This is a genomic window from Phaeobacter italicus (assembly GCF_001258055.1).
Taxonomy (GTDB): domain Bacteria; phylum Pseudomonadota; class Alphaproteobacteria; order Rhodobacterales; family Rhodobacteraceae; genus Phaeobacter; species Phaeobacter italicus.
Genome location: NZ_CVRM01000022.1, coordinates 348957 through 372664, shown reverse-complemented (window position 1 = coordinate 372664; position 23708 = coordinate 348957). Strand labels below are relative to the sequence as shown.

Genomic DNA, 23708 nt, shown 5'->3' with positions numbered 1-23708 from the left:
AGGGCTTTCCAGTCAGCGCGCCAGTCACATTCAGCGCAAGCGCAAGGCGTTCAGGGACACCGTAATCGACGAGGTGGACATCGCCAAGGCCGCAACAAAGGGAGTGGCGAGCCCAGCGACTGCCAGCGGCACGGCAATGACATTGTAAAGCGTCGCGATCCGGAAATTCTCGCTGATCCGGCGGGTCGCCTTTTGTGCAACGCTGCAGGCCTCTGCGATCGGCGACAGATCCTGCCCCAACAAAACGATGTCCGAGGCCACCCGCGCTGCATCAAGGGCGGACGCAGGGGAAATCGACACATGCGCAGCAGCCAATGCCGCTGTATCGTTCAGCCCGTCGCCCACCATCAGAACGTGCTGGCCGGCCTCTGACAGCCCCATGATCCGCGCAGATTTGTCCTGAGGAAGCGCAGAGGAAACCCAGTTGGTGATCCCAAGGCGCTGCGCCAGATCGCGCACGGCACCGTCTGTATCGCCAGAGATCAGCCAGACCTCCTTTCCTGCCTCCAGCAGCGCCGATACGGCCTCTGCCGCGCCGGGGCGCAGACTGTCTGAAAAGGTGATCGACTGCGCCGCCCCGTCTCCCCGGTCAAGGAAAGCCGCCGTCTTGCTGCCAGCCTCGGCCCCAACCCAAGCCGCGCGCCCCAGGCGCACGCGCGTTCCATCATGCATGGCTTCGGTGCCAAAGCCGGGAATTTCGCGCAACTCGGTCACCGGTGCAGGTGCGACATTGGCGGCCTCGGCGGCATTGCAGATCGCAACAGACAGCGGGTGATCCGAACCGCGCGCGAGCGCATAGGCCAGCTGCTGATCTTGCGGCGAGAGGGCCGAAAAGTCGTCAGCCTGCGGGGTGCCGTTTGTCAGGGTGCCGGTCTTGTCAAAGACCACGGTGTCCACCTCTGCCAGCCGCTCAAGTGCGGTGGCATCCTTGATCAGCATTCCTCGTTTGAAGAGCCGACCGGACGCCGCCGTTGTCACCGCCGGAACCGCCAGCCCCAATGCACAGGGGCAGGTGATAATCAAAACCGCCGCCGCAATATTCAGCGCCACACGCATGTCAAAGGTGAAAAGATACCAACCAAGAAACGCCAATGCCGACAGGATGTGCACCCCGGGCGCATAGAGTTTGGCAGCACGATCCGCGAGCGACGTATAGCGGGAGCGACCAGATTCTGCGATGGCGACAAGATCCGCGAGCTGATGCAGAGAGCTCTCTTTACCCACTGCCGTCGCCTTGATGACCAGCGGCCCGGTCAGATTGACCTCACCGGCAGAAACGACACTGCCCGCCTCCGCAAAGACAGGCAGGGTCTCACCAGTCAGCAAAGAACGGTCCAGTTCAGACTGGCCTTCCACGACCTGCCCGTCCACCGGCATACGGCCACCCGGACGCACCAGAATGTGGTCTCCCACCGCCAAGTCACCAACCGCCACCTCGGCGGGCTCTCCCCCATCATCCAGACGAAGCGCCCGTGGCACCTCCAGTGCCGCCAGTTCCTCGGCCGCTGAGCGCGCCACGGCGCGGGTGCGGTGATCCAGATAGCGACCCGCGAGCAACAGAAACGTAAGTGTCAGCGCGGCATCGAAATAGGCGTGTTCGCCCGACAGAGATGTCTCCCACAAGGAAGTAACCAGCGTCAGCACCAAGGCCAGGACAATCGGCACGTCCATGTTCAGACGTTTGACCCGAAGCGCCTGCCAGGCATTGCGAAAGAACGGCTGGGCAGAGAACAGAATCGCGGGGAAGGTAATCGCGGCCGAAATCCAGTGAAACAGATCGCGGGTTGCGTCGCTTGCCCCGGACCAGACCGATACGGACAAGAGCATCACATTCATCGCAGCAAAGCCCGCGACGGCAAGCCGCATCAACAATTCGCGCCCGGCCTTGTCGGTTTCTGTTGCGCTCAGCGCCGCGATGTCCAGTTCGTGAGCCTCAAAACCAAGCCCTTCCAGAACCGGGATCAGGTCTGCCGCCTTCATGTCTGGGTCGGCTTCGATCAAAGCCCGTTTCAGGGTCAGGTTCACCCGCGCGCTGCGCACGCCCGGTTGCGCATTGAGACCGCGCTCGACAGTTGAGATGCAGGCCTGGCAATGAATGGTCGGCAATGACAGCGCCAGACGTGCCTCGGTTGGTGCGTCATCCACGGCCCCGTTGGGGGCCGCGACACAGCCGGGACATACGGCCATTTGCGGGCGCACTGCAGTCGTCATGTCAGCTCACCGCGCCACATGCAGGATGACCCGCTGTTCAAACTCGGTCCCGTCATCGGCGCGCGCCTTCATGCGAATATTCCAATTGCCCGGGCTCAGCTCAGCCGGAGCAACATAGGCTTTGCCGTCGAACCGGAAATCAGGGGTCTGGTCATCTTTGACATGGGTCGCCCGCCCCAAGGTGGCAGACAGCGCAGCCACTTCGACCGGCGCACCATCTGCATCGGTGATTTCCAGCTTGATCTGATCGCCTGCGGCAGAGGCATAGACAGACCAGCCCAACGCCTCTTGTGCATCACGGCGGGCGTCAAAACTCTGGCTCGCCACATAGCTGTTCTTCACCTCAAGCCCCGGAAAGGTGCTGACTGCGCTCACCGCCAGTGCGATGTTGACCGCGATGATGATGCCGAATGCACCGCCAAAGACCATCAGCGCGTGCCACCCTGTGAACTGTCGCGCGGGTTTTCCTTCGCTCATTGGTCCGCTCCCTTTCCGTTGAAGCTGCTGTCCTTGAAGGCACGTTCACCATTTGCCACATCCGCGACCCAGATGCGAACCGGCGTGCTGCGGGCCTGCGCTGCGTCGGATCCTTTGGGCGCAACAATATAGACGCGCTGCAAGAGGCTCGTATCGGCTGGGACGTCAACGATGGTACCATCGACCCCTTCCAGCGTCATTTGCAATTCACCTTCGCCCTTGAGCGACAGCTCGAACGGACGCGGCTCTCCGGTTTTGTTGCGCAGACGCACATCATAGGTGTTGCGGATCGACCCATCGGAAAGCGTGACAAAGGTCGGGTTGCGGACCGGTGCGACCGTCAATTCGATGTCCGAGCGAATAAACAAGGCAAACAGCAGCGCCAGGCCAACTGCGCCCCAAAGCGAGGTATACATGATGGTGCGCGGACGCAGGATGTGTTTCCACACACTCTTGGGAGGCTGGCCTGCCCGTTCGTTGGCCTCGTCGCTCAGCGCCATGTAATCGATCAGGCCACGCGGCTTGCCGATCTTGTCCATGATGTCGTCGCAGGCATCAATACACAGCGCACAGGTGATACACTCCATCTGCTGACCATCGCGGATGTCGATGCCCATCGGGCAGACGTTCACGCAGGCCATACAGTCGATGCAATCACCGTGCTGTGTGCCGGGCTCATCGGTTTTGCGGGCTTTGCCCCGCGGTTCGCCACGCCATTCCCGATAGCCTACGGTCAGCGTGTCCTCGTCCATCATCGCGGCCTGAATGCGCGGCCAGGGGCACGCGTAGATACAGATCTGCTCGCGGGCAAAACCACCAAAGAAGAAGGTCGTCCCGGTCAGGATCGCCATCGTGGTATAGGCAACCGGATGGGCATTGCCGGTCACGAGATCCCGCAAGAGCGTCGGCGCATCGGCAAAATAGAACACCCAGGCACCGCCTGTTGCCAAGCCGATCAACAGCCAGACCACCCATTTGGTGACCCGCAGCCGTGCCTTGCGGAAGTCGAGTTTCTTTTGTCGGTGCAGACGCAGACGCGCGTTCCGGTCGCCTTCGATCCAGCGTTCCACCAGGATGAAGAGATCGGTCCAGACAGTCTGCGGGCAGGCGTAGCCACACCACACCCGACCCAAAGCCGAGGTGAAAAGGAACAAGCCCAAGCCTGCCATGATCAAGAGCCCGGCAACGAAATAGAATTCATGTGGCCAGATCTCGATCCAGAAGAAATAGAACCGACGGTTGGCAAGATCGAGCAGCACCGCCTGATCCGGCAGAGCCGGTCCACGGTCCCAACGGATCCAGGGCGTGAGATAGTAGATCCCCAGCGTCACGGCCATGATGTACCATTTCAGATTACGAAACGCGCCCGAGACACGGCGTGGGAAAATCGGCTCTCTCGGGGCGTACAGGCTGGGGGCGGGATCGGAATCGCTCACGGACTCACTCCAAATCTTGCGTTATGGGTGCGGTTGTCCCAGATGCGTCAGGCGCTAACCTTGACGTGGATCAAACGCATATGCAGAACGCATCTTTCGCGTTGCGCGGGCGTGGTCAACGGGGCGTGGCATTGTGTCCACGACAGGAAATTCTGAAATTTCCCTTTTAAAGCAATGACCTAAAATCCCGCACCCCAATTGTCGCGCGGCGCCCTGCCGCAATGTGACACCAGAGCGCAGGCCCGACACTCGCGCATTTGTGACCACCTGCATGAGCTGCAGCATAGGGCAAAACCCCGTTTGCGCACAGGGGTCATGCAAAGCCATATCTTGACACGGAAAAACCGCCTGCGCGGGGTCAGCAGCGGCGGCGGAAAAATGAGCGTCGGCTTTCCAGGAAACGCGCGAACAGATCGAAAAGCCGACGCTGCCCCACCTGCCAAACACGCGGCGGCGGGATGGGAACACCCATGCCTTGGGGTCAGGCCCTCAGGCGGGTGCAACTCTCACCGTTATGTTTAAGACGGCGCTGCCACGGCCGCTTTGATGCAAATCAAGAGCATGCAAATTGACCAAAGAAAAAGCCCCGCGCGATTGGCGGGGCTTTCGATTGTTTCAGGCAACGGTGGGTTATTCACCACCACCCAGCTGGTGCACATAGGCAGAAACCGCTCGGATCTGGGCCTCGCTCAGGCGGGTGTTCCACGGGGGCATCACGCCATAGCGGGAATTGTAGATCGTCTCGGTCAGGGTGTCGTAGTCACCACCATAGAGCCAAATCGCATCCGCAAGGTTTGGTGCCCCCTGGAAGCGGTCACCAGTGCCGTCTTCCATGTGACAGGATGCACAGTTGTCGGCAAAGATCACCGCGCCTGCGTCCACTTTGGATGCGTCCTGCGGTTCACCCGACAGGGACATGACAAAATTCACGACCTGATCGATCTCTTCCTTTTCCAACAGCTCGTCCCGGCCAAAGGCAGGCATCTCGGAGTAGCGCGCTTCGTCGCTCTCTTCGTTGCGGATACCGTGGGTGACGGTCACGTGGATGTCCTCCATCGTGCCACCCCAAAGCCAATCGTCATCCAGAAGGTTCGGATAGCCCTTGGCACCCGCAGCGCCAGCACCGTGACACTGGGCACACCAGGTCTTGAAAACCGCAGCACCGGACGAGACGGCATAGCCGTTCAGATCCGCGTCAGCGGCGATCTCGGTCAGCTCGGTTTCCACCAGGCGGGCGTTGATCGGCGCGTTGGCCTCTTCGACGGCTGCGATTTCCTCAGCCACCAGGGCGCGGGAATTCCAGCCAAGCACGCCTGCAGTCGCTGCCTGGATGCCAGGCCAAGCGGGATAGGCGATGGTATAGCCGATGCCCCAGATGATGGTGGCGTAGAATGTCCACAACCACCAGCGCGGCATTGGATTGTCGAATTCTTCGATACCGTCCCAGCTGTGGCCGGTTGTGTTCGGATCGTCGTCGAACTTCTTCACTTTTTTGCTCATGACCGCGCCTCCTCGGCTTTACCCATTTCTGGGGCGGGTTTGTCTTCATGCCGGAACGGGATGTTGGCGGTGTCCTTGTAGACCTTGGTTGAACCTGGGCGGAACGCCCAGACCACGATGCCCATGAAGAACATAAACAGGAACAGCAGCATCCAGCTGTCCGCGAATTGTCTTAGCAGCGAATAGATATCCATCTCTGCCTCCAATCAGCGGTTAGCGACCGGGGTAAAGGTCGAGAAATCAACCAAAGTCCCCAGCATTTGCAGGTATGCGATCAGCGCGTCCGCCTCGGAAACACCGGGCTGGCCATCGAAGTTGCGCACGTTGATCCCCTCACCATAGCGTTCCAGCAGGCCGTCATAGTCTGCATCCGGATCCGCCTGAACACGGAAGTCCATCTGCGCGCTTTCGATCATCGCGTCGGTGTAGGGCACACCAACAAAGGCGTTGGCGGCCATGACATCACCGATGTATTTGCCGTCGATCATCTTGTCCTCAAGGAAGCCATATTTGGGCATCACCGATTCAGGGACAACCGACTGCGGATCGCGCAGGTGGTCGACGTGCCATTCATCCGAATAGCGGCCGCCCACGCGAGCCAGATCCGGCCCGGTCCGCTTGGAGCCCCACTGGAACGGATGGTCATACATCGACTCCGCCGCCAGAGAGTAGGGACCGTAGCGTTCGACTTCATCGCGCATCGGGCGGATCATCTGGCTGTGGCAGACATAGCAGCCTTCACGGATGTAGATATCGCGACCTGCCAGTTCCAGCGGGGTGTAAGGACGCATGCCCTCCACCTCTTCGATGGTGTTTTCCAGCCAGAACAGCGGTGCGATCTGGACCAGACCACCGATGGTGACAACCAGGAAGCTGCACACCAACAGGAGGGTCGCGTTGGTCTCGAGGATTTTGTGTTTATCGAGAATTGCCATTGTCCGGCCCTCCTTATTCAGCCGGAACCGCGACGGTCAGGCTGGCCTCTTTGGCCGGTGCCCGTCGTACGGTCATCCAAAGGTTGTAGCACATGATCAGGGCACCAGCGAGGAACATGACCCCACCAAGAGCGCGAACCACATACATCGGGAACTTGGCTGCCACGGTGTCTGCAAAGGAGTTCACGAGGAACCCGTTGGCATCGACTTCACGCCACATCAGGCCTTCCATGATGCCGGTCACCCACATGGATGCCGCGTAAAGAATGATACCGATAGTGGCGAGCCAGAAGTGCCAGGACACCAGGCTGAGGCTGTAGAGACGCTCACGTTTCCACAGAACCGGCACCAGGAAGTACAGCGCACCAAAGGTGATCATGCCGTTCCAGCCAAGCGCACCAGAGTGAACGTGACCGATGGTCCAGTCGGTGTAGTGCGACAGCGAGTTCACGGCGCGGATCGACATCATCGGGCCTTCAAAGGTGGACATGCCGTAAAAGCCGATCGAGATCACCATCATCCGGATGACCGGGTCAGTGCGCAGCTTGTCCCAGGCGCCAGAGAGGGTCATCAGGCCGTTGATCATGCCACCCCAGCTGGGCATCCACAGAACAATCGAGAACACCATGCCAAGGGTCGAAGCCCAATCCGGCAGCGCGGTGTAGTGCAGGTGGTGCGGACCCGCCCAGATGTACAGGAAGATCAGCGCCCAGAAGTGGATGATCGACAGCTTGTACGAGAAAACCGGACGTTCGGCCTGCTTCGGCACGAAGTAGTACATCATGCCCAGGAAACCCGCGGTCAGGAAGAAGCCCACCGCATTGTGGCCGTACCACCACTGAACCATCGCATCCTGAACGCCAGCCCAGACGATCACGGATTTGGAACCCCAGATCGAAACCGGAATGGTCAGGTTGTTCACCACATGCAGCATGGCGACAGTGACGATAAACGCAAGGTAGAACCAGTTTGCCACGTAGATGTGCGGCTCCTTGCGTTTGATGACGGTGCCCAGGAACACGGCCAGATAGGCAACCCACACAACGGTCAGCCACAGGTCAACATACCACTCGGGTTCTGCATATTCCTTGGACTGGGTACCGCCCAGAAGATAACCGGTCGCCGCCAGAACGATGAACAGCTGATAGCCCCAAAACACAAACCACGCCAGATTGCCGCCCCAGAGGCGGGCTGCCGAAGTCCGCTGGACCACGTAAAATGAAGTTGCCAGCAGCGCGTTGCCACCAAATGCAAAAATCACTGCAGAAGTATGCAGCGGGCGCAGACGTCCAAAATTGGCAAAGCCTTGGGCCCAATCGAAATTCAGGACCGGAAAGGCCAGCTGAAAGGCGATGTAGACACCGACGAGAAAGCCGACAACGCCCCAGAAGGCGGTGGCGATCACACCGTAGCGGACCACACTGTCGAAATACTCCCTCTGCAACGATCCGGTCGCAGCAACAGGTTCATCAGTATGGCGGAGAGTGTAGAGAAAAAGCCCACCAGCAACGAGCATTACGATAATCGCATGCACCTGGTAGGCCAAATCCCGCGCGTAATTGGTCGCGATCATCGCGAAAAGCGTGATCAGACCAAGCGCTATTAGCTTGATATAATTAGACATCTTGCGTCCCTTTCCTTGTCCACCACGATTCTCTGGGGCGTGCCGGACCAACTTTTTATGTGCTTTGAATGCAAAAATGCGCCCATGCATGCCTTGATCTGCATCAAGACGCGTAAAGGCGGAATGTGACATGCAGTTCCATGATGCAGCGAAAGCGCGAAAAAACCAAACTTCGCCGCCGCCCTTGAGACTTGCGAGGCTGACATGTCCTACAAAACCATACTCACCGTCCTGACCACCCCCGCCAATACGGCGACCCAGCTGGAACAGACCATCTCCCTTACCCGTCAGGTGGACGGCCATGCAGATGCGCTCTGCCTTGGTGTCGACCGCACCCAGACCGGATATTACTACGCCGGTGCAAACGCCATGGTGCTGCAAGAGACCCTTGCCCGGGCCAAGGAAGAGGTCGGAGAAATTGAAAAAACCGTGACCAAACGTCTTGGTCAATCTGGCGTCGCTTTCAACGTGGAAACCGGTGTTGCCCAGATCGCGGATCTCGGGCGCCATGTCGCCCGCTTGGCCCGATTTTCCGATCTGGTGGTGCTAAGCCAACCCTATGGCAAGGACCGCCCGGCCGAGGCCGAGGCAATTGTCGAAAGCGCCCTGTTTGAAGGTCGCGCGCCGGTTCTTGTGGTGCCTGATGACGTCACCCTGCCGGAGCGTCCCAAAACCGTTCTGGTTGCCTGGAACGAAAGCATCGAGGCGATGACTGCCATCCGCAAGGCCCTGCCGATGTTGCAGGCCGCTGACCTTGTCCGTGTCGTGGTGATTGATCCGCCTCAGCACGGGCCGGAGCGCTCTGATCCTGGCGGGTTGCTTTGCCAGATGCTGTCGCGCCACGGGGTGAAATGCGAAATCGACGTGCTGAGCAAATCAATGACTCGGGTGTCCGATGTGCTGAACCGGCATGCGGTGGATACCGCTGCAGACCTGATCGTGATGGGGGCCTATGGCCACTCTCGCTTCCGCGAGGCGATCCTTGGTGGCGCGACACGGAATATGCTCGAAAAGGCAAAGGTGCCGGTTCTGATGGCGCATTAAGCGCAGGTAAGCTGGCAGAAACAACAAAGGGGCCGATTGGCCCCTTTTCGTTTGAACAACCTCAGAGGAAGCCGCCCCCGTCGCTGTCATCACCGGCCTCTTCCATCAGGCGCCCCATGTCAGGGACGGTCACATGGCGTTTGCCTTCCAGCTCAATCACGCCGTCCTTTCGCAGGGCGGAAACCTGGCGGCTCACGGTCTCCAGCGTCAGGCCGAGATAATCCGCCATCGCTTCGCGTGTCAGCGGCAGGTCAAAAACCCGGCGGTTGCTGTCCTTTTCGGGTCGCAGCGATGCGTCCCGTCGCGCCAGAATGGACAACAGGCTCGCGATTTTCTCCCGCGCAGTCTTGCGCCCCAGAACCAACATCCACTCGCGGGCGGCGTCCAGTTCATCCAGCGTCATCTCCAGCAGACGATGAGCGATATGGGGCGTGCGCGACATCAGATCTTCAAAAGGTTTGCGGCGGAAACAGCACATCACCACGGTTGAGGTCGCAACGACGTTGTAGGCCGCAGTGTCCCGCCCCGGCCGCCCCACAAAATCGCTGGGCAGCAAGAGACCCACCATCTGGGTGCGCCCGTCCTCCATCGTCTGGGTCAGGGTCGCAATCCCGGACACGACCGAGCCTACAAAATCCATCCGGTCGCCAGACCATGTAATCGACTGACCGGCATCATAGGTCCGGTAGTATTTGATCGCGTCCAGCGCCTCCAGCTCGTCGGAATCACAGCGGGCACAGACAGCCCGGTGGCGGATGGGGCAATCACCGCAATCAAAGGTTTGGATGGTTGGAACGTTCATGTCTGGTCCGATTTGATCTGGGTCAAGGCTAGGAGCCGGGATCAGAAACTAGGTTAGCCGGATGGAGCAAAAATCACAATTGGCGACGCGCGCATTATTCGACGCAAAGACCCCGCGTTATTCAAGCTATCCGTCGGTGTCACACTTCAGCCCAGAGGTCAATTCTGGGCTTAAACGTCAATGGCTTAGCTCCATTCCTGCGAATAGCTCCATCTCCATCTACCTGCATGTGCCATTCTGTCGCAAACTCTGCTGGTTCTGCGCTTACCGCACGCAAAGCAGCCAGAGCGATGGCCCGATCCGGTCGTATGTCGAGGCTTTGAAACGGGAAATTTCACTTGTATTACAATCCCTTCCGCCCGGCACAACTGTATCCCGGCTGCATTTCGGCGGCGGAACACCAACGATTCTCCCTGCGGATGTGTTTGCGGACCTCTGCGCAACCCTGACCTCTGCCATACCTTTGGCGTCGGATTACGAATTCGCGGTTGAAGTGGATCCGAACGATGTCGATCTTGACCGGGTCGCGGCCTTGCAGGCTGCCGGGGTCAACAGTGTCAGCATGGGCATTCAGGACTTTGATCCCGAAGTCCAGGCCGCGATTGGACGGACGCTCAGCTTTGACAGGGTGTCAGCCGTTGTCGAAGATCTGCGCGCGCACCACATCGGCCAGCTGACATTTGACGTGCTCTATGGCCTGCCACATCAGACCGGTCCGCGACTGACCGACACTTTGCAGATGTTGCTGTCTTTGTCGCCAGATCGATTTTCAGTCTGCAACTACTCCCACGTCCCGGCGCTCGCACGACGCCAGAGCATGATCCCCTCCGAAGCCCTGCCGCCGCCTCCGGACCGCCTGCGCCTGTTTGAAACGGCCGAGCGGCTACTTCAGTGGGATGGCTACCAGCCTATCGGAATGGATCATTTCAGCCGCCCTGATGACAGATTGGCGATTGCCAACCGGCTTGGGAGGCTCCGCCGGGATTTCCGCGGCTACTCCGATGATCCCAACGATGTGCTGATCGGGCTTGGCGCCTCGGCTGTATCCCGGTTCCCGCAAGGCTACTGTCAGAACGAAATCAGCACCTCAGGGTACGAACAGGCGATTGCAGGTGGTCATCACGCCACAACCCGCGGTCACGTCTTCAAGAACGACGACAAGCTGCGAGGCGAGATGATCGAGCGGCTGCTGTGCGACCTGCATTTGTCGGGCACGTCGCTTGCGCGGGATCTGGACATGCCGGTTGCGGTGCTGGACCTGTACCTGGATCAGATCGCAACCGGGCTGTCGGAAATGCTACAGCGAGACGAGCACGGCATCGCAATCAAACCCGAGGCCCGCCCCTTTGCCCGCATGATTGCAAGCCGGTTGGACCGCTACGCGCTACCGGCAATCTGACGTCAGCCGACCGCTGCCAGCAGTTGCTGCGTATAGGGGTCGCTGGCGTTGGAGAACAGATGTTCTGCCGTACCGGCTTCGACCACATCGCCCTGTTTCATCACGATCATCTTGTGCGACATCGCCCGCACCACGTTCAGATCGTGCGAAATGAACAGATATGCCAGCCCATAGCGGGCCTGCAGGTCTCGCAAAAGGTCAACGATCTGCACCTGAACCGTCATGTCGAGGGCCGACGTCGGCTCGTCCAGCACAACCAGTTTGGGGCGCAGAACCATCGCACGCGCAATGGCGATCCGTTGACGCTGGCCGCCGGAAAACTCGTGCGGGTAACGGTCCATGAACGCCGGATCCAGCCCCACCTCGCTCATGACCTCCGCCACCAGTTCGCGGGGATCGCGGTCCTGGTCGACATTGTGGATCGCCAGCCCCTCGGCAATGATCTGAGCACAGGTCATCCGCGGGCTGAGCGCCCCAAAGGGATCCTGAAACACGATCTGCATGTCCGCGCGCAAGCGGCGCAAATCCCGGGTGGACCACTGCCGCAGATCCTGGCCCTGAAACTCGACACGCCCCTCAGAGGCAATCAATCGCATGATCGCCAGCGCCAGAGTGGTCTTGCCACTGCCGCTTTCGCCGACAATGCCCAATGTCTCGCCTGCGCGCACAGAGATTGAGGTCGGGTTGACCGCTTTGACATGGCCGACAGTGCGCTTCAGCAGGCCCCGTTGGATCGGGAACCAGACCTTTAGATCTTCGGTCCGGATTAGTTCCTCGGCACCGTCAGGCACGGGGGCGGGCTGGCCCGTTGGCTCTGCATCCAGAAGTTTCTGCGTATAGGGATGCTGTGGGTTGGCAAACAGCTCCGCTGTTGGCCCCTCCTCGACAATCTCGCCCCCCTTCATCACACAGACCCGGTCTGCGATCCGGCGCACGATGCTGAGGTCATGGGTGATGAACAACAGCCCCATGCCTTCGCTTTTCTTGAGATCCGCCAGCAATTCGAGGATCTGCTGCTGGATCGTCACATCCAAAGCTGTCGTTGGCTCATCCGCGATCAGGATATCGGGCTTGTTAGCCAGCGCCATTGCGATCATCACCCGCTGACGTTGTCCCCCCGAAAGCTGATGGGGATACGCCCCCAGCCGGTTTTCCGAATCGCGGATCCCTACCCGGTTCAGGAGGTCAACGATCCGTACACGCGCCGCTTTGCCGTCGAGGCCCTGATGCAACGCCAGAGATTCCGCCAGCTGTTTTTCGATGGTGTGCAGCGGGTTGAGAGAGGTCATCGGCTCTTGAAAGATAAAGCTGATATCGTTGCCCCGCACCTGCCGCAGGTGACGTTCGGAGGCGCCGACCATTTCCTGCCCATCATACGTTACAGAGCCGCTGACTGACGCGCTGTCACCCAAAAGGGAAACCGTCGAGAGGGCAGTGACCGACTTGCCCGAACCGCTTTCGCCGACAAGAGCCACGGTTTCACCGCGTCCAACAGAGAAGGACACACCGCGCACCGCCTCTGTCACCTTGCCGTCCTGACGGAAGGAAACCCGCAGATCGCGGACATTCAGGAGCTGAGAGGTGTCAGTGTTCATGAGAATGTCTTTCTCGGATCAAAGGCATCGCGCACACCTTCAAAGATGAAGACCAGCAGGGACAGCATGATCGCAAAGGTGAAAAACGCGGTGAAAGCGAGCCAGGGCGCCTCCAGGTTTTGTTTTGCCTGCAGCGTCAGCTCTCCCAGAGAGGGCGCTGATGACGGCAGGCCAAAGCCGAGGAAATCCAGCCCAGCCAAGGTGCCGATCGTTCCTGTGACGATGAACGGCAGAAAGGTCAGCGTCGCCACCATCGCATTGGGCAGCATATGGCGGAACATGATGGTCATGTTCCCAACCCCAAGCGCCTTGGCCGCGCGGACGTATTCCAGATTGCGCGCCCGCAGGAACTCAGCCCGCACGACGCTCACCAAGGCGGTCCAGCTGAACAGGATCATAAGGATCACAAGCAGCCAGAAACTGCGCCCCAGTATCGCAAACATGATGATGATGACGTAAAGCTGCGGGATAGAGCCCCAGATTTCGATCACGCGCTGGAACACCAGATCCAGCCAACCTCCGAAAAATCCCTGAACCGCGCCCGCAGCAATGCCAACCAGCGTTGCAGCACCTGTCACCATCAACGTGAACAGGATGGACAGGCGGAAACCGTGGATCACCCGTGCCAAGACATCCCGCTTGGTGTCATCCGTGCCCAACAGGTTCTGTCCGTTCGGTGGCAAAGGGGCAGCACCTGGCCGGTCGACGGTGGTGTTGTAGCTGTAGGGAATGACTGGCCAAATCGCCCAGCCCTCGTCAAACCCGTCACCCGCATATGTACCAGCCTCTATCTCTTCCAGGATGCCTTCAGGATCATCAAAACAGTCCTCCACCCCGCCAGAGGCGATGAGGCACTGAACCTCCGGGTCGCGGTAGGCGGCCTCGGTCTGGAAGTCTCCACCAAAGGTGGTTTCCGGGTAAAAGTTGAAAATCGGGGTGAAATACTCCCCGCGATAGTTCACAAGGATCGGCTTGTCGTTGGCGATGAACTCGGCAAACAGCGAGATCCCGAACAGCACGGAGAAGATCCACAACGACCAAAAGGCCCGTTTGTTGCGGCGGAAGTTATTCCAACGGCGCTGGTTGAGCGGAGACAAAGCCATCTGTCAGCCCTCTCTCTTTTCAAAATCGATCCGCGGATCGACGATCACATACATGATGTCGGAAATGATACCGACAACGAGGCTCATCAAACCAAAGATGAACAGCGTGCCAAAGATCACAGGATAATCCCGCGCCACTGCCGCTTCAAAGCCAAGGCGCCCCAGACCGTCGAGCGAAAAGATCGTCTCGATGATCAAGCTGCCCGAAAAGAACACGCCGATAAAGACAGCCGGGAATCCCGCAATCACAATCAGCATGGCGTTGCGAAAAACATGGCCGTAAAGGACCCGCCGCTCGCTCAGGCCCTTGGCGCGGGCCGTCATGACATATTGCTTTTTGATCTCGTCCAGGAACGAGTTCTTCGTGAGAAGCGTCAATGTGGCAAAGGCCGAGATGGTCGAGGCCACAACGGGCAGTGTGATATGCCAGAAATAGTCTGCAATCTTGCCAAACAGGCTGAGGTTTTCCCAGTTGTCAGAGGTCAGCCCCCGCAGCGGGAAGATCTGCCAGTACGAACCACCCGCGAACAACACCAGCAGCAAGATCGCGAACAAAAATCCCGGAATGGCGTAGGCTGCGATGATGATGCCACTGGTCCAGGTGTCAAAGCGCGACCCATCGCGCAACGCCTTGCGGATGCCCAGCGGGATCGACACGAGATAGGCAATCAGCGTTGACCAAAGACCCAGAGAAATCGACACCGGCATCTTTTCCAGAACCAGATCAAGCACGTCGATCTTGCGGAAATAGCTCTCGCCAAAATCAAACTGCGCGTAGTTGCCAAGCATGATCAGAAAGCGTTCGACCGGTGGCTTATCCAGACCGAATTGCTCTTCCAGCTCAGCGATCAGTTCAGGTGGCAGACCTTGCCGACCCGCATAATTGTCGTTTGCCGCAATCGCCTCTCCTCCGGCGTCGCCTCCGCCGCCGGCAAAGCCTTCGAACACATCACCGCCGCCTTCCAGCTGGGCGATCATCTGTTCCACAGGCCCACCGGGCACGAACTGCACCAAAGCAAAATTGATCACCAGGATCCCGAACAGTGTCGGGATCACCAGCAAGAGACGTCGAAGGATATAAGCTGCCATGTCAGGCGCTTACCGCAATGCACCAGAGGATTTCAATGCCGCTTCCTTATCGGCATTGACCCACCAGATATCCCGAAGGCCCAGATCAAAGGGGGGCAGGTTTTCCGGATGCTCGTAGAAATCCCAATACGCCACCCAGCTCACGTCCAGATACCATGTCGGCACCATGAAACGCTTGGCCCGCAGCACGCGATCCAGCGCCCGAACATTGCTTTGCAGGGTCTCCTGATCAGTTGCTTCGACGATTGCCGCAATCAGTTTATCCACCGCGGGATCTGCAAGCCCCGCAGGATTGAAAACGGAATATTCATGCGCCTCTGACCCGAACTGCTGATAGAGCCCGGTCGAAGGTTCCAGATACTTCGGGTAAGCGAAGGTGATCATGTCAAAGTCTTTTTCACGCCGGCGGCTGGTGTACTGAGCATAGTCCACCCGGCTCGCAATGGCTTCGACCCCCATCTGGCGCAGGTTTGCCACATAGGGCTGCACGATCCGTTCGATGGTCGGGGAATCCAGCAAGAACTCGACTTTCAGCAGCTCACCATCAGCGTTTCTGCGCAAACCATCGTCACCAACGCTCCAGCCCGCGTCATCCAGCAACTTCATTGCACGGCGCAAATTGCGGCGATCACCGGGGCGGTCAGCCTTTGAACTATGCGCCATCACCGGTTCACTGCTAAGGAGCGCGGGATCGATCATGTCCCCCAGCCCGGTCAGCACCTCCAGCTCGGCCCCTTGCGGCACGCCCTTGGCTTCCAGCGCGCTATCCTGCCAGAAGGAGTGGCGCTGACGGAACAGGCCGTACTGCAGGCTCTCGTTCGTCCAATCGAAGTTATAGGCCAGCTGCATCGCTTCGCGCACGCGCGGATCTTGGAACTTCGGGCGCAACAGGTTCATCACAAAACCACTGGCTGCAGGGACATTACCGTCGGCAAATTCGCCCCTGACCACATGCCCATCGGCCACAGCATCGAATTCATACGCAGTTGCCCAGCTTTTGGAGCTGTTCTCGGGGCGCATCGTGTAGACGCCTGCTTTGAACCCTTCCATCGCAGCGACCGCATCGCCGAAATACTCGATCCTGATCCGATCGTAGTTGTGGCGCCCTACGTTCACATTCACGTCTTTGCCCCAATAGTCCGGGTTGCGCTTGTATGTGATGCGCTGGTTCACATCGAGAGATTCCAGAACATAGGGACCAGATCCGATGCCCGGATCAAGCCGCGGCTCATCCAGACGCCGGTTTTCCGGGTCCGCATCAAACCACGCTTTGGAAAAGACAGACGTGCCGCCAACCTGAGTGATCATGGCGCGACGGGGAAAATCAGGAGAGAAGTAGAATTTCACCCGATGCGGCCCCAGGACCTCGGCCTTGGGAATGCGTTTCTTGACCGCCTCGGCGTAGGATTTCAGGCCCTGTTCCAGCAGCAGATTGTGTGAAAACACCACATCTTCAGCCGTCAGTGGGCTCCCATCAGAGAACCGCGCTTCGGGGCGGAGGTTAAAAACCACCCAATCCTGCGTTTCCGGGTACTCTAGGCTCTCTGCCAACAAACCATAATAGCTGCCCGGCTCGTCATAGGATTCGACCAAGAGAGATTCGAAATGGTCCGCCGACATCGCGCCGCCGCGCCCCTTGCGGGTGTAGGGGTTCATGCTGTCGAACGTCCCGACCGCGGATAGGGACAATTCGCCCCCCTTGGGCGCTTCCGGATTTACATAATCGAAATGCGCAAAACCTGCCGGATACTTCAGCTCGCCGAATTCAGCGAAGCCGTGGCTCTTGATGATCTCCCCCTCTGCCCGGGCAATCGTGGCCAGCAGACACATCACAATCAACGCCAGAAAGCTGGCTGCGATGCTGCGGAAAAACGGTTGCGGATCAATAACTCTGGCCGAAACGGCACGGCGAGCGGTGAGGGGCGTTTTCATCTGCAAGAACCTCCTTGGTGCGGCGTTCACTGTCAGGAACACTTGGTGCAAAGCTAAGCGGCTGCACCGGGAACATTCAAGTTCAGATTGGCTGAATTTCCCGTGTGTCAAGGCGTGAACCCGCCGATCCGCTGCTCTGCACCCTGTCAGAGCACTGCAGACAAAAAAAGACCGCGCTCAAAGCGCGGCCTTTCGAAATTGTCAGAGCCTGCCGGATCAGTTGTCGAGGCTGTCCAGATAGGCGATCAGGTTCACACGATCGCTTTGTTTCTTCAGGCCGCTAAAGCTCATGGTGGTGCCAGGCACGTACGAAGACGGCTTGGTCAGGAAGGCGTCCAGTTCCTCTGCGGTCCAAGTGCCGGACATGCCGGACAGGGCGCCAGAGTAGCCAAAGCCATCTGCGGCGGCAAATTCACGACCCACAACACCATAAAGGTAAGGGCCGGTCGCATTCGCGCCTGCTTCAAGTTTGTGGCAAGCAGAGCATTTCTTGAAGACCTTGGCACCTTTGCCAACGTCTGCAGAGGCCATCAGTTCACCAAAGTCTACAACTTCGGCAACTTCTTCTGCACCTGCCTCTTCCACTTCAATCACATAGGAAGCTTCACCATGTGCTTCGGTGTGATACAGTTCCTCTGCGGCCCATTTGCCCAGAAGGAACACGAGGAACGCGCCGCAAAGACCTGCGGTCGCTTTGGTAAGGGTCATCGTGTCAAACATGATCGCGAGTCCATTTCAGCTGTCTGAGGGGTTGTCTAAGGCTTCCCCTCTCAAGTGGCAAGGTATAGACAGCGCGACGAAACGCCCGTTTTTTGAAGTTTTGCACGGATGCCGCAGTTATGACCCAGAGAATTGCCATTCAGGGGGAGCTTGGCTCCTACAGTCACGAGGCCTGTCGTAACGAACGGCCAGATATGGACGTGCTGCCGTGCCGCAACTTTGAGGACGCAATCAATGCGGTCCGCAGCGGTGAAGCAGAGCTTGCCATGTTGCCTGTCGAAAACTCCACCTACGGGCGGGTCGCCGACATTCACCGGCTTCTACCCCATAGCGGGCTGCACATCATCGACGAGACATTCGTGAGGGTTCACATCAATGTCCTCGGCGTGCCCGGCGCCAAGCTGGAAGACATCACCGATGCGCATTCCCACCTTGTTCTGCTGCCGCAGTGCGCCCGTTTTCTCAATGAAAACAACATCCGCGGCCGTGTCAGCCCAGACAATGCCCGCGCCGCACGCGACGTTGCAGAAGCCAAAGACAAGACCCACGCAGCCCTGGCAAGCGAGCTGGCGGGAGAGATCTATGGGCTGGATGTTCTGGCCCGCCACATCGAAGATCAGGGCGACAACACCACCCGGTTCCTCACCATGTCGCGCACGCCGGACCACAGCCGCCGGGGCGAGCATGGTATGATTACCAGTTTTGTTTTCGAGGTCCGCAACATCCCCGCTGCGCTTTACAAGGCGATGGGCGGATTTGCGACGAACGGCGTCAACATGACGAAACTCGAAAGTTACATGGTCGGCGGCTCATTCACCGCGACGCAGTTCTATGCAGACATCGATGGCCACCCGGATGACCCAAATGTGCGCCTCGCCATGGACGAGCTGGCCTATTTCACAACAAATATCGAGATTCTCGGCGTTTACCCTGCAAATCGCGACCGCCTCTGATTCTCTGTTGCTGCCGACCAACAAAAAGCCGCGCCAGTATTCGCTGACGCGGCTTTCTTTTATCTTGGCACGTCAACGTACCGCAGAACACTTCAGACGGTGCCGCTCAACCTCGCCTCGGTCTGGCGGGCAAATTCGCTCACACGGCGTTCAAATCCCCGCACAAGCCGGGTCTTGGCCAGTTTCAGCGACTGAACCATCAACCGGCCCGACAGCGTCTTGGGCGACAGCGCCAGTTTCACCACCATCCGGGTTCGTTGTGGCGAAAGAGCGAGAAGTTCCACCTCCAGATTGCCATCAACCCCACTGCCCGTTCCTGTCACAGCCATCATGGTGACCGGCTCGTAGGTGGTCAGCGCGACGTTCAGCTTGCGGTCCTTGCCACGGAACTGAAATGCCACGTCCCACGCCAATCCGTTCTCGGGATGCGCAGCATCGCCCATGCGCTGAACCTCGGCACCGCGACGCAGGGCCTGGCGCTCCATATTCTCAAAGTCACACAGCGCGTGAAACACCTCCGCAATCGGGGCATCAATGTCCTCTTTGCCGGAAAACTCCATACGGTCTCTGCCTTTACGCCATGTCTCGGAAGATAGATCTGAAATCTACTATTCGTCTCAATCCAACGTATCCGCAAGCCAGTTCTGCAATAGAAAATGTGCAATTGCGCCTTTGCGCGGCTGGCGGATCGTGGGGTGGTCTCCCGCAAAAACCGTCATCATGTCCTGCCGACTGACCCACAGGGCGTCTTCGATCTCGTTCGGGTCAATCTTGATATCGCGTCCCAGCGCCTCGCCCGCGCAGCCAAACATCAGTGACATTGGAAACGGCCAGGGTTGACTGGACAGATAGGAAACGGCGCCGACTTTCACTCCGGTTTCCTCCTCGACCTCTCGCCGGACCGCAGCTTCCAGCGTCTCGCCCGGCTCCACAAAGCCCGCAAGAAGCGAATACATTCCCTCCGGCCAACCGGGTGAACGCCCTACCAGAACCGATTCGCCATGTGTGATCAGCATGATCACAACCGGATCGGTGCGTGGGAAATGCGCGCCTCCACAGCTCGGGCAAATCCGCTGCCAGCCGGCCTGGGCCATATTGCTCTTCTCGCCACATCGCGCGCAGAAACGATGTGTTTCATGCCAGCCAAAGATCGCTCTTGCTGTGGCGGCAAACTCGGCTTCGGCACGGTTCAGATGGGCCATGATGCGGCGCAGCTCTGCAAATCCGCCGTCCTGCGGCAGCTCAGGATGCCGCTGCTCACTGAGATCAACGAACCCACCGACACTATCGGTGTCCTGCGCCTCTGGCTCCCATGTGCTGATATCTATCGCAAACCGCGCAACACCTTTGGCACACCGCCCAAGAAAGACCGCCTCTGTCTCTTGGCCCTTCACGACGGGATGCGTGGCAGGCAACCACGCCAGCGCGCCCGGCACATCGCCGGCCGCGGCCAGCTGGCACAAAGGCTTGCCGCGCCACATCACCAACACCTGCGCCGTCTGCCATTGCTCGGCCAAGGCCTGTGGGTCATCGCGCAACTGCGCTGCGCGATCGATGTTGCCACCCCCAAAGGTGACCTGCTCTGCATTCTTCATGGACCCGTCCTTAACCTGTCTCTGCCCCGCGCGGCGCTGTTGCACACGTGCTAGCTGCTTGAAATAACCGCACAAACTCCCCCATTGGTTGCAACGCTGTCTCTTCAGGGTCACAGTCAGGGAGAAAACCGTTTTCCCATATAAATCTTGAAAATCGCAAATCACACTTATCTCAAGGGGGAAGAAGCATTTTGTGTCTAATTCTCCGCAAAAAACAGCTTTCCAGTTCGGAGTTTGGTTGCTTCAAACTGCGCCGGTGAGTTGTTAATAAATTCGCAACCTTCGCCATTGCCTGGAAACACCGTGAGATTTGCAAGAAGCGCAACATGACAGGATCGGAGCAAACCGACGACCACGAAGTTGGATGTCTGCGCATTCTGGCGACGACGGACCTGCATGCCAACCTGTTGAGTTATGACTATTATTCGGATCGACCAGATCCGACCGTCGGTCTGTCGCGGGTTGCAAGCCTGATTGATCAGGCCCGTGCAGAGGCAGAAAAGACGCGTGCCAGCACTGTGCTGGTCGACAACGGCGATAGTCTGTTCGGCACGCCACTGGCCGAACTGCCCACCCGTATCGGCGATCCCACTCAGGCCGCTGTTCCGCTTGCCTTTGACCTGCTGGGATATGATGCCATCGGATTGGGCAATCATGATTTCGATTTTGGCATCGACGTGCTGAGCCAGACAGTGGCCCAGATGGACTGCAGTGTGATTTGCTCCAATGTCCGCGCACTCGACCCCGAGTTGTCTTTGCCGTTTTCCACGACCACGATCATTCACCGCGATTTGCATCTTGGAACCGGCACCTGTCCAATCAGGCTGGGCCTGCTGTCGGTGCTGCCACCACATACGATGAAATGGGGCGCCTATCAGCTGCGCGACAAGGTCGAAATCGACCAGATGGTCACCAGCGCCCAACGGACGGCTGCATCCTTGCGCGACGCAGGCTGCGATCTGGTGATTGCATTGGCCCACACCGGTCTTGACCCGCATGACGGCGAAGATGACGCCGAAAACGCGCTAAAGCCGCTCAGCATGTTGACGGAACTGGACGCAATCGTCGCGGGTCACACCCATCTGACCTTGCCGGACGGGCGCCACACATTTGCCAAACCGGTTGTGATGCCCGGCGCCCATGGTTCACACCTTGGTATCATCGACCTTTTCCTGACGCACAGCGCGCAGGATGGATGGCAGATCACGGATCATTCCGTGGATCTGAAGCCAATCATCAAACGTGGACCGGACGGTACGGTCCAACCCCAGTCGCCAGAGCAACAGACCCTGACCGAGGCACTGGCCCCGCAGCATGAACGCACCCGCAGGCGCATGGCGCAACCCGTAGGGGGGACCGCGCAGTCGCTGCACTCGTTCTTTTCCTTCGTGACAGAGGACCGCGCCCTTTCGCTTGCCGCCTGGGCCCAGGCCGCTGCGGTGCGTCCATTGCTGCAAAACACCGTTGCTGCGAATCTCCCCCTTTTGTCGGCCTGTGCACCGGGCAAGTTTGGCGCCCGTTCCGGGCCAAGCAACTACACCGACGTCCCCGAAGGACCGATGTACATGCGCCATGTGGTCGACATTCAGCCCTTCCCCAACGAGCTGCGCGCAGTGGTCGTTGACGGGGCGCAGCTGCGGGATTGGCTCGAGATGTCGGCGGGGCTTTTCAACACAATCCGCCCAGGTGAAGGCGACCAACCCCTCATTGATGAGGACCGCGCAGGCCATAACTTTGATGTGATTTTCGGCCTCGAATACGACATCGATGTCTCGGCGCCACCGCGTTTCAGTAGCAACGGGACCCTCTGCGATCCGCAGTCCAGCCGTATCCGCAACCTGTGCTGGCAGGGTGCACCGGTACGCGACAGCCAGCATTTTGCCATTACAGTGAACAGTTTCCGGATCGGCGGTGGTGGCAATTTCGCCGTACCGCAAACCGCAACACGCCTGCCGCTGCCCTCTGTCAGGGTGCGCGATGCTATCTGTGACTACGTTGCAGGTCGACTTCCCCGCGACCCGCTGGAGGATGCGCCATACCCGTGGCGCCTGAGGCAGATGCCGCAGACCCAGGTAGAAATCTTCACTGGTCCCGATGCCAGGGCCCACCTGCATGAACTGGACCCCGCAACCCACCGTGTCGCCGGTTTGACCCCCGATGGGTTTTTGAAAGTGGTTGTCTCTCTCTGAGTTTTGCAGCGGCCATTGGTTTGATTGCAGACAGGCTTGCCATTCCTGGTCACCCCCCCTATATCGGGCCTTGAGAGGTTGGCGCGGGCGAGCGCCTCGCCAACCTGGTCAGGTCCGGAAGGAAGCAGCCACAACGAGCCCCGCTTGGGTCGATGTCCAACCTCTCACCTTATCCCCCAATCAACCGGTCTCTGCCCCTTTGGGGACGCCTATTGGATCGCATGATCCCAAATCCGGGCCGATGAGGTTGATTGCGCACAACATCTGCCGCCTTCCAGAGTCTTTTCCACAATTTATGGATCCAATGCTTGACGACTCGTCGCGCATCCCGCTAGCCATTGGGTGATGGTTCCCGCGCTGCATTGTGGCCGGGATGAAAAGGGAACACGGTGCGATCGGCTCATTTCAAGCAGATCAATGCCGCGACTGCCCCCGCAACTGTAAGCGGCGAGCGACCCCGGACAAAGCCACTGATGCAGGCACCAAGCCACGGCATCGGGAAGGCCCGGATCAGCTGCGACCCGCAAGTCAGGAGACCTGCCATCTCGTAAGAAACCACAACCGGGCGGGGTGTCCTGGCAGGGTCTGCATGTCCTTCTCAGGCTTGCCAGCTCTGTCCGAATGCGCCGCCAACGCGCGGAGGGCGCAATGAACTGGACCGACACAACACACAGCTACTCTGTCAGCAGCTGCCGTCATTTGGGGCGCCCCTGCCCCGCTGTTGAACGCATGATTGCGCGCCTTGGGATGGCGCTGGATCAGGCCCGACCATCGACAACGGATGATTTTGAAATCACCGGCACCTGCCTGCTTGAACGCTGCGACGCGCGCTGTGCCAGCCGCTGTTCTGCACGATTTGTCGCCAGCCACAGCCGCATCCGTATTTTCACGGGCGTTGGCGAAGACGCCTCGCTCAGCGGTCTGGATCAATTCGCCGATGCCATCTTTGATCCGGCGGCATCGCCCTTTGTGCCGAAACGCAATCAAACCTATCCCAGCGGCCTTGCCCAGGCACTGCCGCGCCGCTCACTGCCGTCACAGCCAAAGGCGCAGGCTGCTTTAGCATCGGCCTGAGCGCCGACAGGAGTTTTGCACTGCAGATCA

20 protein-coding genes, 1 other RNA gene and 1 riboswitch are annotated in these 23708 nt (G+C 59.0%); of the genes, 6 read left to right on the top strand and 15 right to left on the bottom strand.

The annotated features are described in order from the left end of the window. Positions 1–30: 30 nt before the first annotated feature. The 7 genes from NIT7645_RS10565 to ccoN form a co-directional block, all read right to left on the bottom strand. On the bottom strand, positions 31–2211 hold the full coding sequence (locus NIT7645_RS10565) for a heavy metal translocating P-type ATPase (protein WP_050687005.1): 2181 nt from the start codon (positions 2209–2211) through the stop codon (positions 31–33). A gap of 6 nt (positions 2212–2217) precedes the next feature. Next, on the bottom strand, positions 2218–2688 hold the full coding sequence (locus NIT7645_RS10560; RefSeq protein WP_046211839.1) for a FixH family protein: 471 nt from the start codon (positions 2686–2688) through the stop codon (positions 2218–2220). Next, positions 2685–4124 (bottom strand): cytochrome c oxidase accessory protein CcoG, encoded by a 1440-nt coding sequence (gene ccoG, locus NIT7645_RS10555; RefSeq protein WP_037302662.1) that lies wholly within the window; start codon positions 4122–4124, stop codon positions 2685–2687. Before ccoG ends, NIT7645_RS10560 begins: the two co-directional genes overlap by 4 nt. Positions 4125–4754: 630 nt before the next feature. Next, entirely contained in the window at positions 4755–5624 is an 870-nt protein-coding gene (gene ccoP, locus NIT7645_RS10550; RefSeq protein ID WP_008560667.1) for a cytochrome-c oxidase, cbb3-type subunit III, read from the bottom strand. Continuing rightward, positions 5621–5818 (bottom strand): CcoQ/FixQ family Cbb3-type cytochrome c oxidase assembly chaperone, encoded by a 198-nt coding sequence (locus tag NIT7645_RS10545; protein WP_008559541.1) that lies wholly within the window; start codon positions 5816–5818, stop codon positions 5621–5623. The genes ccoP and NIT7645_RS10545 overlap by 4 nt, the downstream gene beginning before the upstream one ends. 12 nt (positions 5819–5830) lie before the next feature. Next, the gene (gene ccoO, locus NIT7645_RS10540; RefSeq protein WP_050687003.1) at positions 5831–6559 is read right to left on the bottom strand and encodes a cytochrome-c oxidase, cbb3-type subunit II; all 729 of its coding nucleotides are present in this window, start codon (positions 6557–6559) and stop codon (positions 5831–5833) included. A gap of 13 nt (positions 6560–6572) precedes the next feature. Next, complete coding sequence (ccoN, locus tag NIT7645_RS10535; RefSeq protein WP_050687110.1) at positions 6573–8183, bottom strand: cytochrome-c oxidase, cbb3-type subunit I; 1611 nt, start codon at positions 8181–8183, stop codon at positions 6573–6575. Between the two features lie 204 nt (positions 8184–8387). Between ccoN and NIT7645_RS10530 the strand changes: the two genes are divergently transcribed. Beyond that, the gene (locus NIT7645_RS10530) at positions 8388–9227 is read left to right on the top strand and encodes a universal stress protein (RefSeq protein WP_008562472.1); all 840 of its coding nucleotides are present in this window, start codon (positions 8388–8390) and stop codon (positions 9225–9227) included. Positions 9228–9288: 61 nt separating this feature from the next. Here NIT7645_RS10530 and fnrL read toward each other — a convergent pair whose 3' ends face one another. After that, complete coding sequence (gene fnrL, locus NIT7645_RS10525; RefSeq protein ID WP_008559190.1) at positions 9289–10029, bottom strand: transcriptional regulator FnrL; 741 nt, start codon at positions 10027–10029, stop codon at positions 9289–9291. Positions 10030–10090: 61 nt separating this feature from the next. Between fnrL and hemN the strand changes: the two genes are divergently transcribed. Next, entirely contained in the window at positions 10091–11428 is a 1338-nt protein-coding gene (gene hemN / locus NIT7645_RS10520; protein WP_050687001.1) for an oxygen-independent coproporphyrinogen III oxidase, read from the top strand. Positions 11429–11430: 2 nt separating this feature from the next. On the opposite strand, the gene NIT7645_RS10515 is transcribed toward hemN, so the two are convergent. The 5 genes from NIT7645_RS10515 to NIT7645_RS10495 form a co-directional block, all read right to left on the bottom strand. Continuing rightward, on the bottom strand, positions 11431–13023 hold the full coding sequence (locus NIT7645_RS10515) for an ABC transporter ATP-binding protein (protein WP_050686999.1): 1593 nt from the start codon (positions 13021–13023) through the stop codon (positions 11431–11433). Then, positions 13020–14126: an ABC transporter permease gene (locus NIT7645_RS10510; protein WP_050686997.1), complete on the bottom strand. Its 1107-nt coding sequence runs from the start codon at positions 14124–14126 to the stop codon at positions 13020–13022. Before NIT7645_RS10510 ends, NIT7645_RS10515 begins: the two co-directional genes overlap by 4 nt. A 3-nt stretch (positions 14127–14129) precedes the next feature. Further along, positions 14130–15215 (bottom strand): microcin C ABC transporter permease YejB, encoded by a 1086-nt coding sequence (locus NIT7645_RS10505; RefSeq protein WP_008560946.1) that lies wholly within the window; start codon positions 15213–15215, stop codon positions 14130–14132. A gap of 9 nt (positions 15216–15224) precedes the next feature. Further along, positions 15225–17147 carry an extracellular solute-binding protein gene (locus NIT7645_RS10500; protein ID WP_050686995.1) on the bottom strand — a complete coding sequence of 641 codons (1923 nt, stop codon included), beginning with the start codon at positions 17145–17147 and terminating at the stop codon, positions 15225–15227. A 216-nt stretch (positions 17148–17363) separates the two neighbouring features. Then, complete coding sequence (locus NIT7645_RS10495) at positions 17364–17867, bottom strand: c-type cytochrome (protein ID WP_008562572.1); 504 nt, start codon at positions 17865–17867, stop codon at positions 17364–17366. Between the two features lie 119 nt (positions 17868–17986). Here NIT7645_RS10495 and NIT7645_RS10490 point away from each other — a divergent pair, with 119 nt between their 5' ends. After that, entirely contained in the window at positions 17987–18820 is an 834-nt protein-coding gene (locus tag NIT7645_RS10490) for a prephenate dehydratase (RefSeq protein ID WP_037302661.1), read from the top strand. 92 nt (positions 18821–18912) lie between these two features. On the opposite strand, the gene NIT7645_RS10485 is transcribed toward NIT7645_RS10490, so the two are convergent. Both NIT7645_RS10485 and nudC read right to left on the bottom strand, forming a co-directional pair. Then, entirely contained in the window at positions 18913–19380 is a 468-nt protein-coding gene (locus NIT7645_RS10485) for an SRPBCC family protein (RefSeq protein ID WP_008562905.1), read from the bottom strand. Between the two features lie 57 nt (positions 19381–19437). Then, on the bottom strand, positions 19438–20415 hold the full coding sequence (nudC, locus tag NIT7645_RS10480) for an NAD(+) diphosphatase (RefSeq protein WP_050687109.1): 978 nt from the start codon (positions 20413–20415) through the stop codon (positions 19438–19440). A gap of 326 nt (positions 20416–20741) precedes the next feature. Between nudC and NIT7645_RS10475 the strand changes: the two genes are divergently transcribed. The 3 genes from NIT7645_RS10475 to NIT7645_RS10470 all read left to right on the top strand — a co-directional run bounded on the left by NIT7645_RS10475 (position 20742) and on the right by NIT7645_RS10470 (position 23678). Further along, positions 20742–22604, top strand: coding sequence for a 5'-nucleotidase C-terminal domain-containing protein (locus NIT7645_RS10475; RefSeq protein WP_050686991.1), 1863 nt, complete (start codon positions 20742–20744; stop codon positions 22602–22604). Positions 22605–22675: 71 nt separating this feature from the next. After that, positions 22676–22774: signal recognition particle sRNA small type (gene ffs, locus NIT7645_RS19280), an RNA gene on the top strand. 159 nt (positions 22775–22933) lie between these two features. Further along, a riboswitch (cobalamin riboswitch) is annotated at positions 22934–23163 on the top strand. An 89-nt stretch (positions 23164–23252) separates the two neighbouring features. Next, the gene (locus tag NIT7645_RS10470) at positions 23253–23678 is read left to right on the top strand and encodes a hypothetical protein (protein WP_050687106.1); all 426 of its coding nucleotides are present in this window, start codon (positions 23253–23255) and stop codon (positions 23676–23678) included. The last annotated feature ends 30 nt before the right edge of the window (positions 23679–23708 follow it).

Coding starts and splice junctions, on each gene's coding strand:
- NIT7645_RS10565 (WP_050687005.1), bottom strand. CDS start 2,211: ATGACGACTGCAGTGCGCCCGCAAATGGCCGTATGTCCCGGCTGTGTC.
- NIT7645_RS10560 (WP_046211839.1), bottom strand. CDS start 2,688: ATGAGCGAAGGAAAACCCGCGCGACAGTTCACAGGGTGGCACGCGCTG.
- ccoP (WP_008560667.1), bottom strand. CDS start 5,624: ATGAGCAAAAAAGTGAAGAAGTTCGACGACGATCCGAACACAACCGGC.
- NIT7645_RS10545 (WP_008559541.1), bottom strand. CDS start 5,818: ATGGATATCTATTCGCTGCTAAGACAATTCGCGGACAGCTGGATGCTG.
- ccoO (WP_050687003.1), bottom strand. CDS start 6,559: ATGGCAATTCTCGATAAACACAAAATCCTCGAGACCAACGCGACCCTC.
- ccoN (WP_050687110.1), bottom strand. CDS start 8,183: ATGTCTAATTATATCAAGCTAATAGCGCTTGGTCTGATCACGCTTTTC.
- NIT7645_RS10530 (WP_008562472.1), top strand. CDS start 8,388: ATGTCCTACAAAACCATACTCACCGTCCTGACCACCCCCGCCAATACG.
- fnrL (WP_008559190.1), bottom strand. CDS start 10,029: ATGAACGTTCCAACCATCCAAACCTTTGATTGCGGTGATTGCCCCATC.
- hemN (WP_050687001.1), top strand. CDS start 10,091: ATGGAGCAAAAATCACAATTGGCGACGCGCGCATTATTCGACGCAAAG.
- NIT7645_RS10515 (WP_050686999.1), bottom strand. CDS start 13,023: ATGAACACTGACACCTCTCAGCTCCTGAATGTCCGCGATCTGCGGGTT.
- NIT7645_RS10510 (WP_050686997.1), bottom strand. CDS start 14,126: ATGGCTTTGTCTCCGCTCAACCAGCGCCGTTGGAATAACTTCCGCCGC.
- NIT7645_RS10505 (WP_008560946.1), bottom strand. CDS start 15,215: ATGGCAGCTTATATCCTTCGACGTCTCTTGCTGGTGATCCCGACACTG.
- NIT7645_RS10500 (WP_050686995.1), bottom strand. CDS start 17,147: ATGAAAACGCCCCTCACCGCTCGCCGTGCCGTTTCGGCCAGAGTTATT.
- NIT7645_RS10495 (WP_008562572.1), bottom strand. CDS start 17,867: ATGTTTGACACGATGACCCTTACCAAAGCGACCGCAGGTCTTTGCGGC.
- NIT7645_RS10490 (WP_037302661.1), top strand. CDS start 17,987: ATGACCCAGAGAATTGCCATTCAGGGGGAGCTTGGCTCCTACAGTCAC.
- NIT7645_RS10485 (WP_008562905.1), bottom strand. CDS start 19,380: ATGGAGTTTTCCGGCAAAGAGGACATTGATGCCCCGATTGCGGAGGTG.
- nudC (WP_050687109.1), bottom strand. CDS start 20,415: ATGAAGAATGCAGAGCAGGTCACCTTTGGGGGTGGCAACATCGATCGC.
- NIT7645_RS10475 (WP_050686991.1), top strand. CDS start 20,742: ATGACAGGATCGGAGCAAACCGACGACCACGAAGTTGGATGTCTGCGC.
- NIT7645_RS10470 (WP_050687106.1), top strand. CDS start 23,253: ATGAACTGGACCGACACAACACACAGCTACTCTGTCAGCAGCTGCCGT.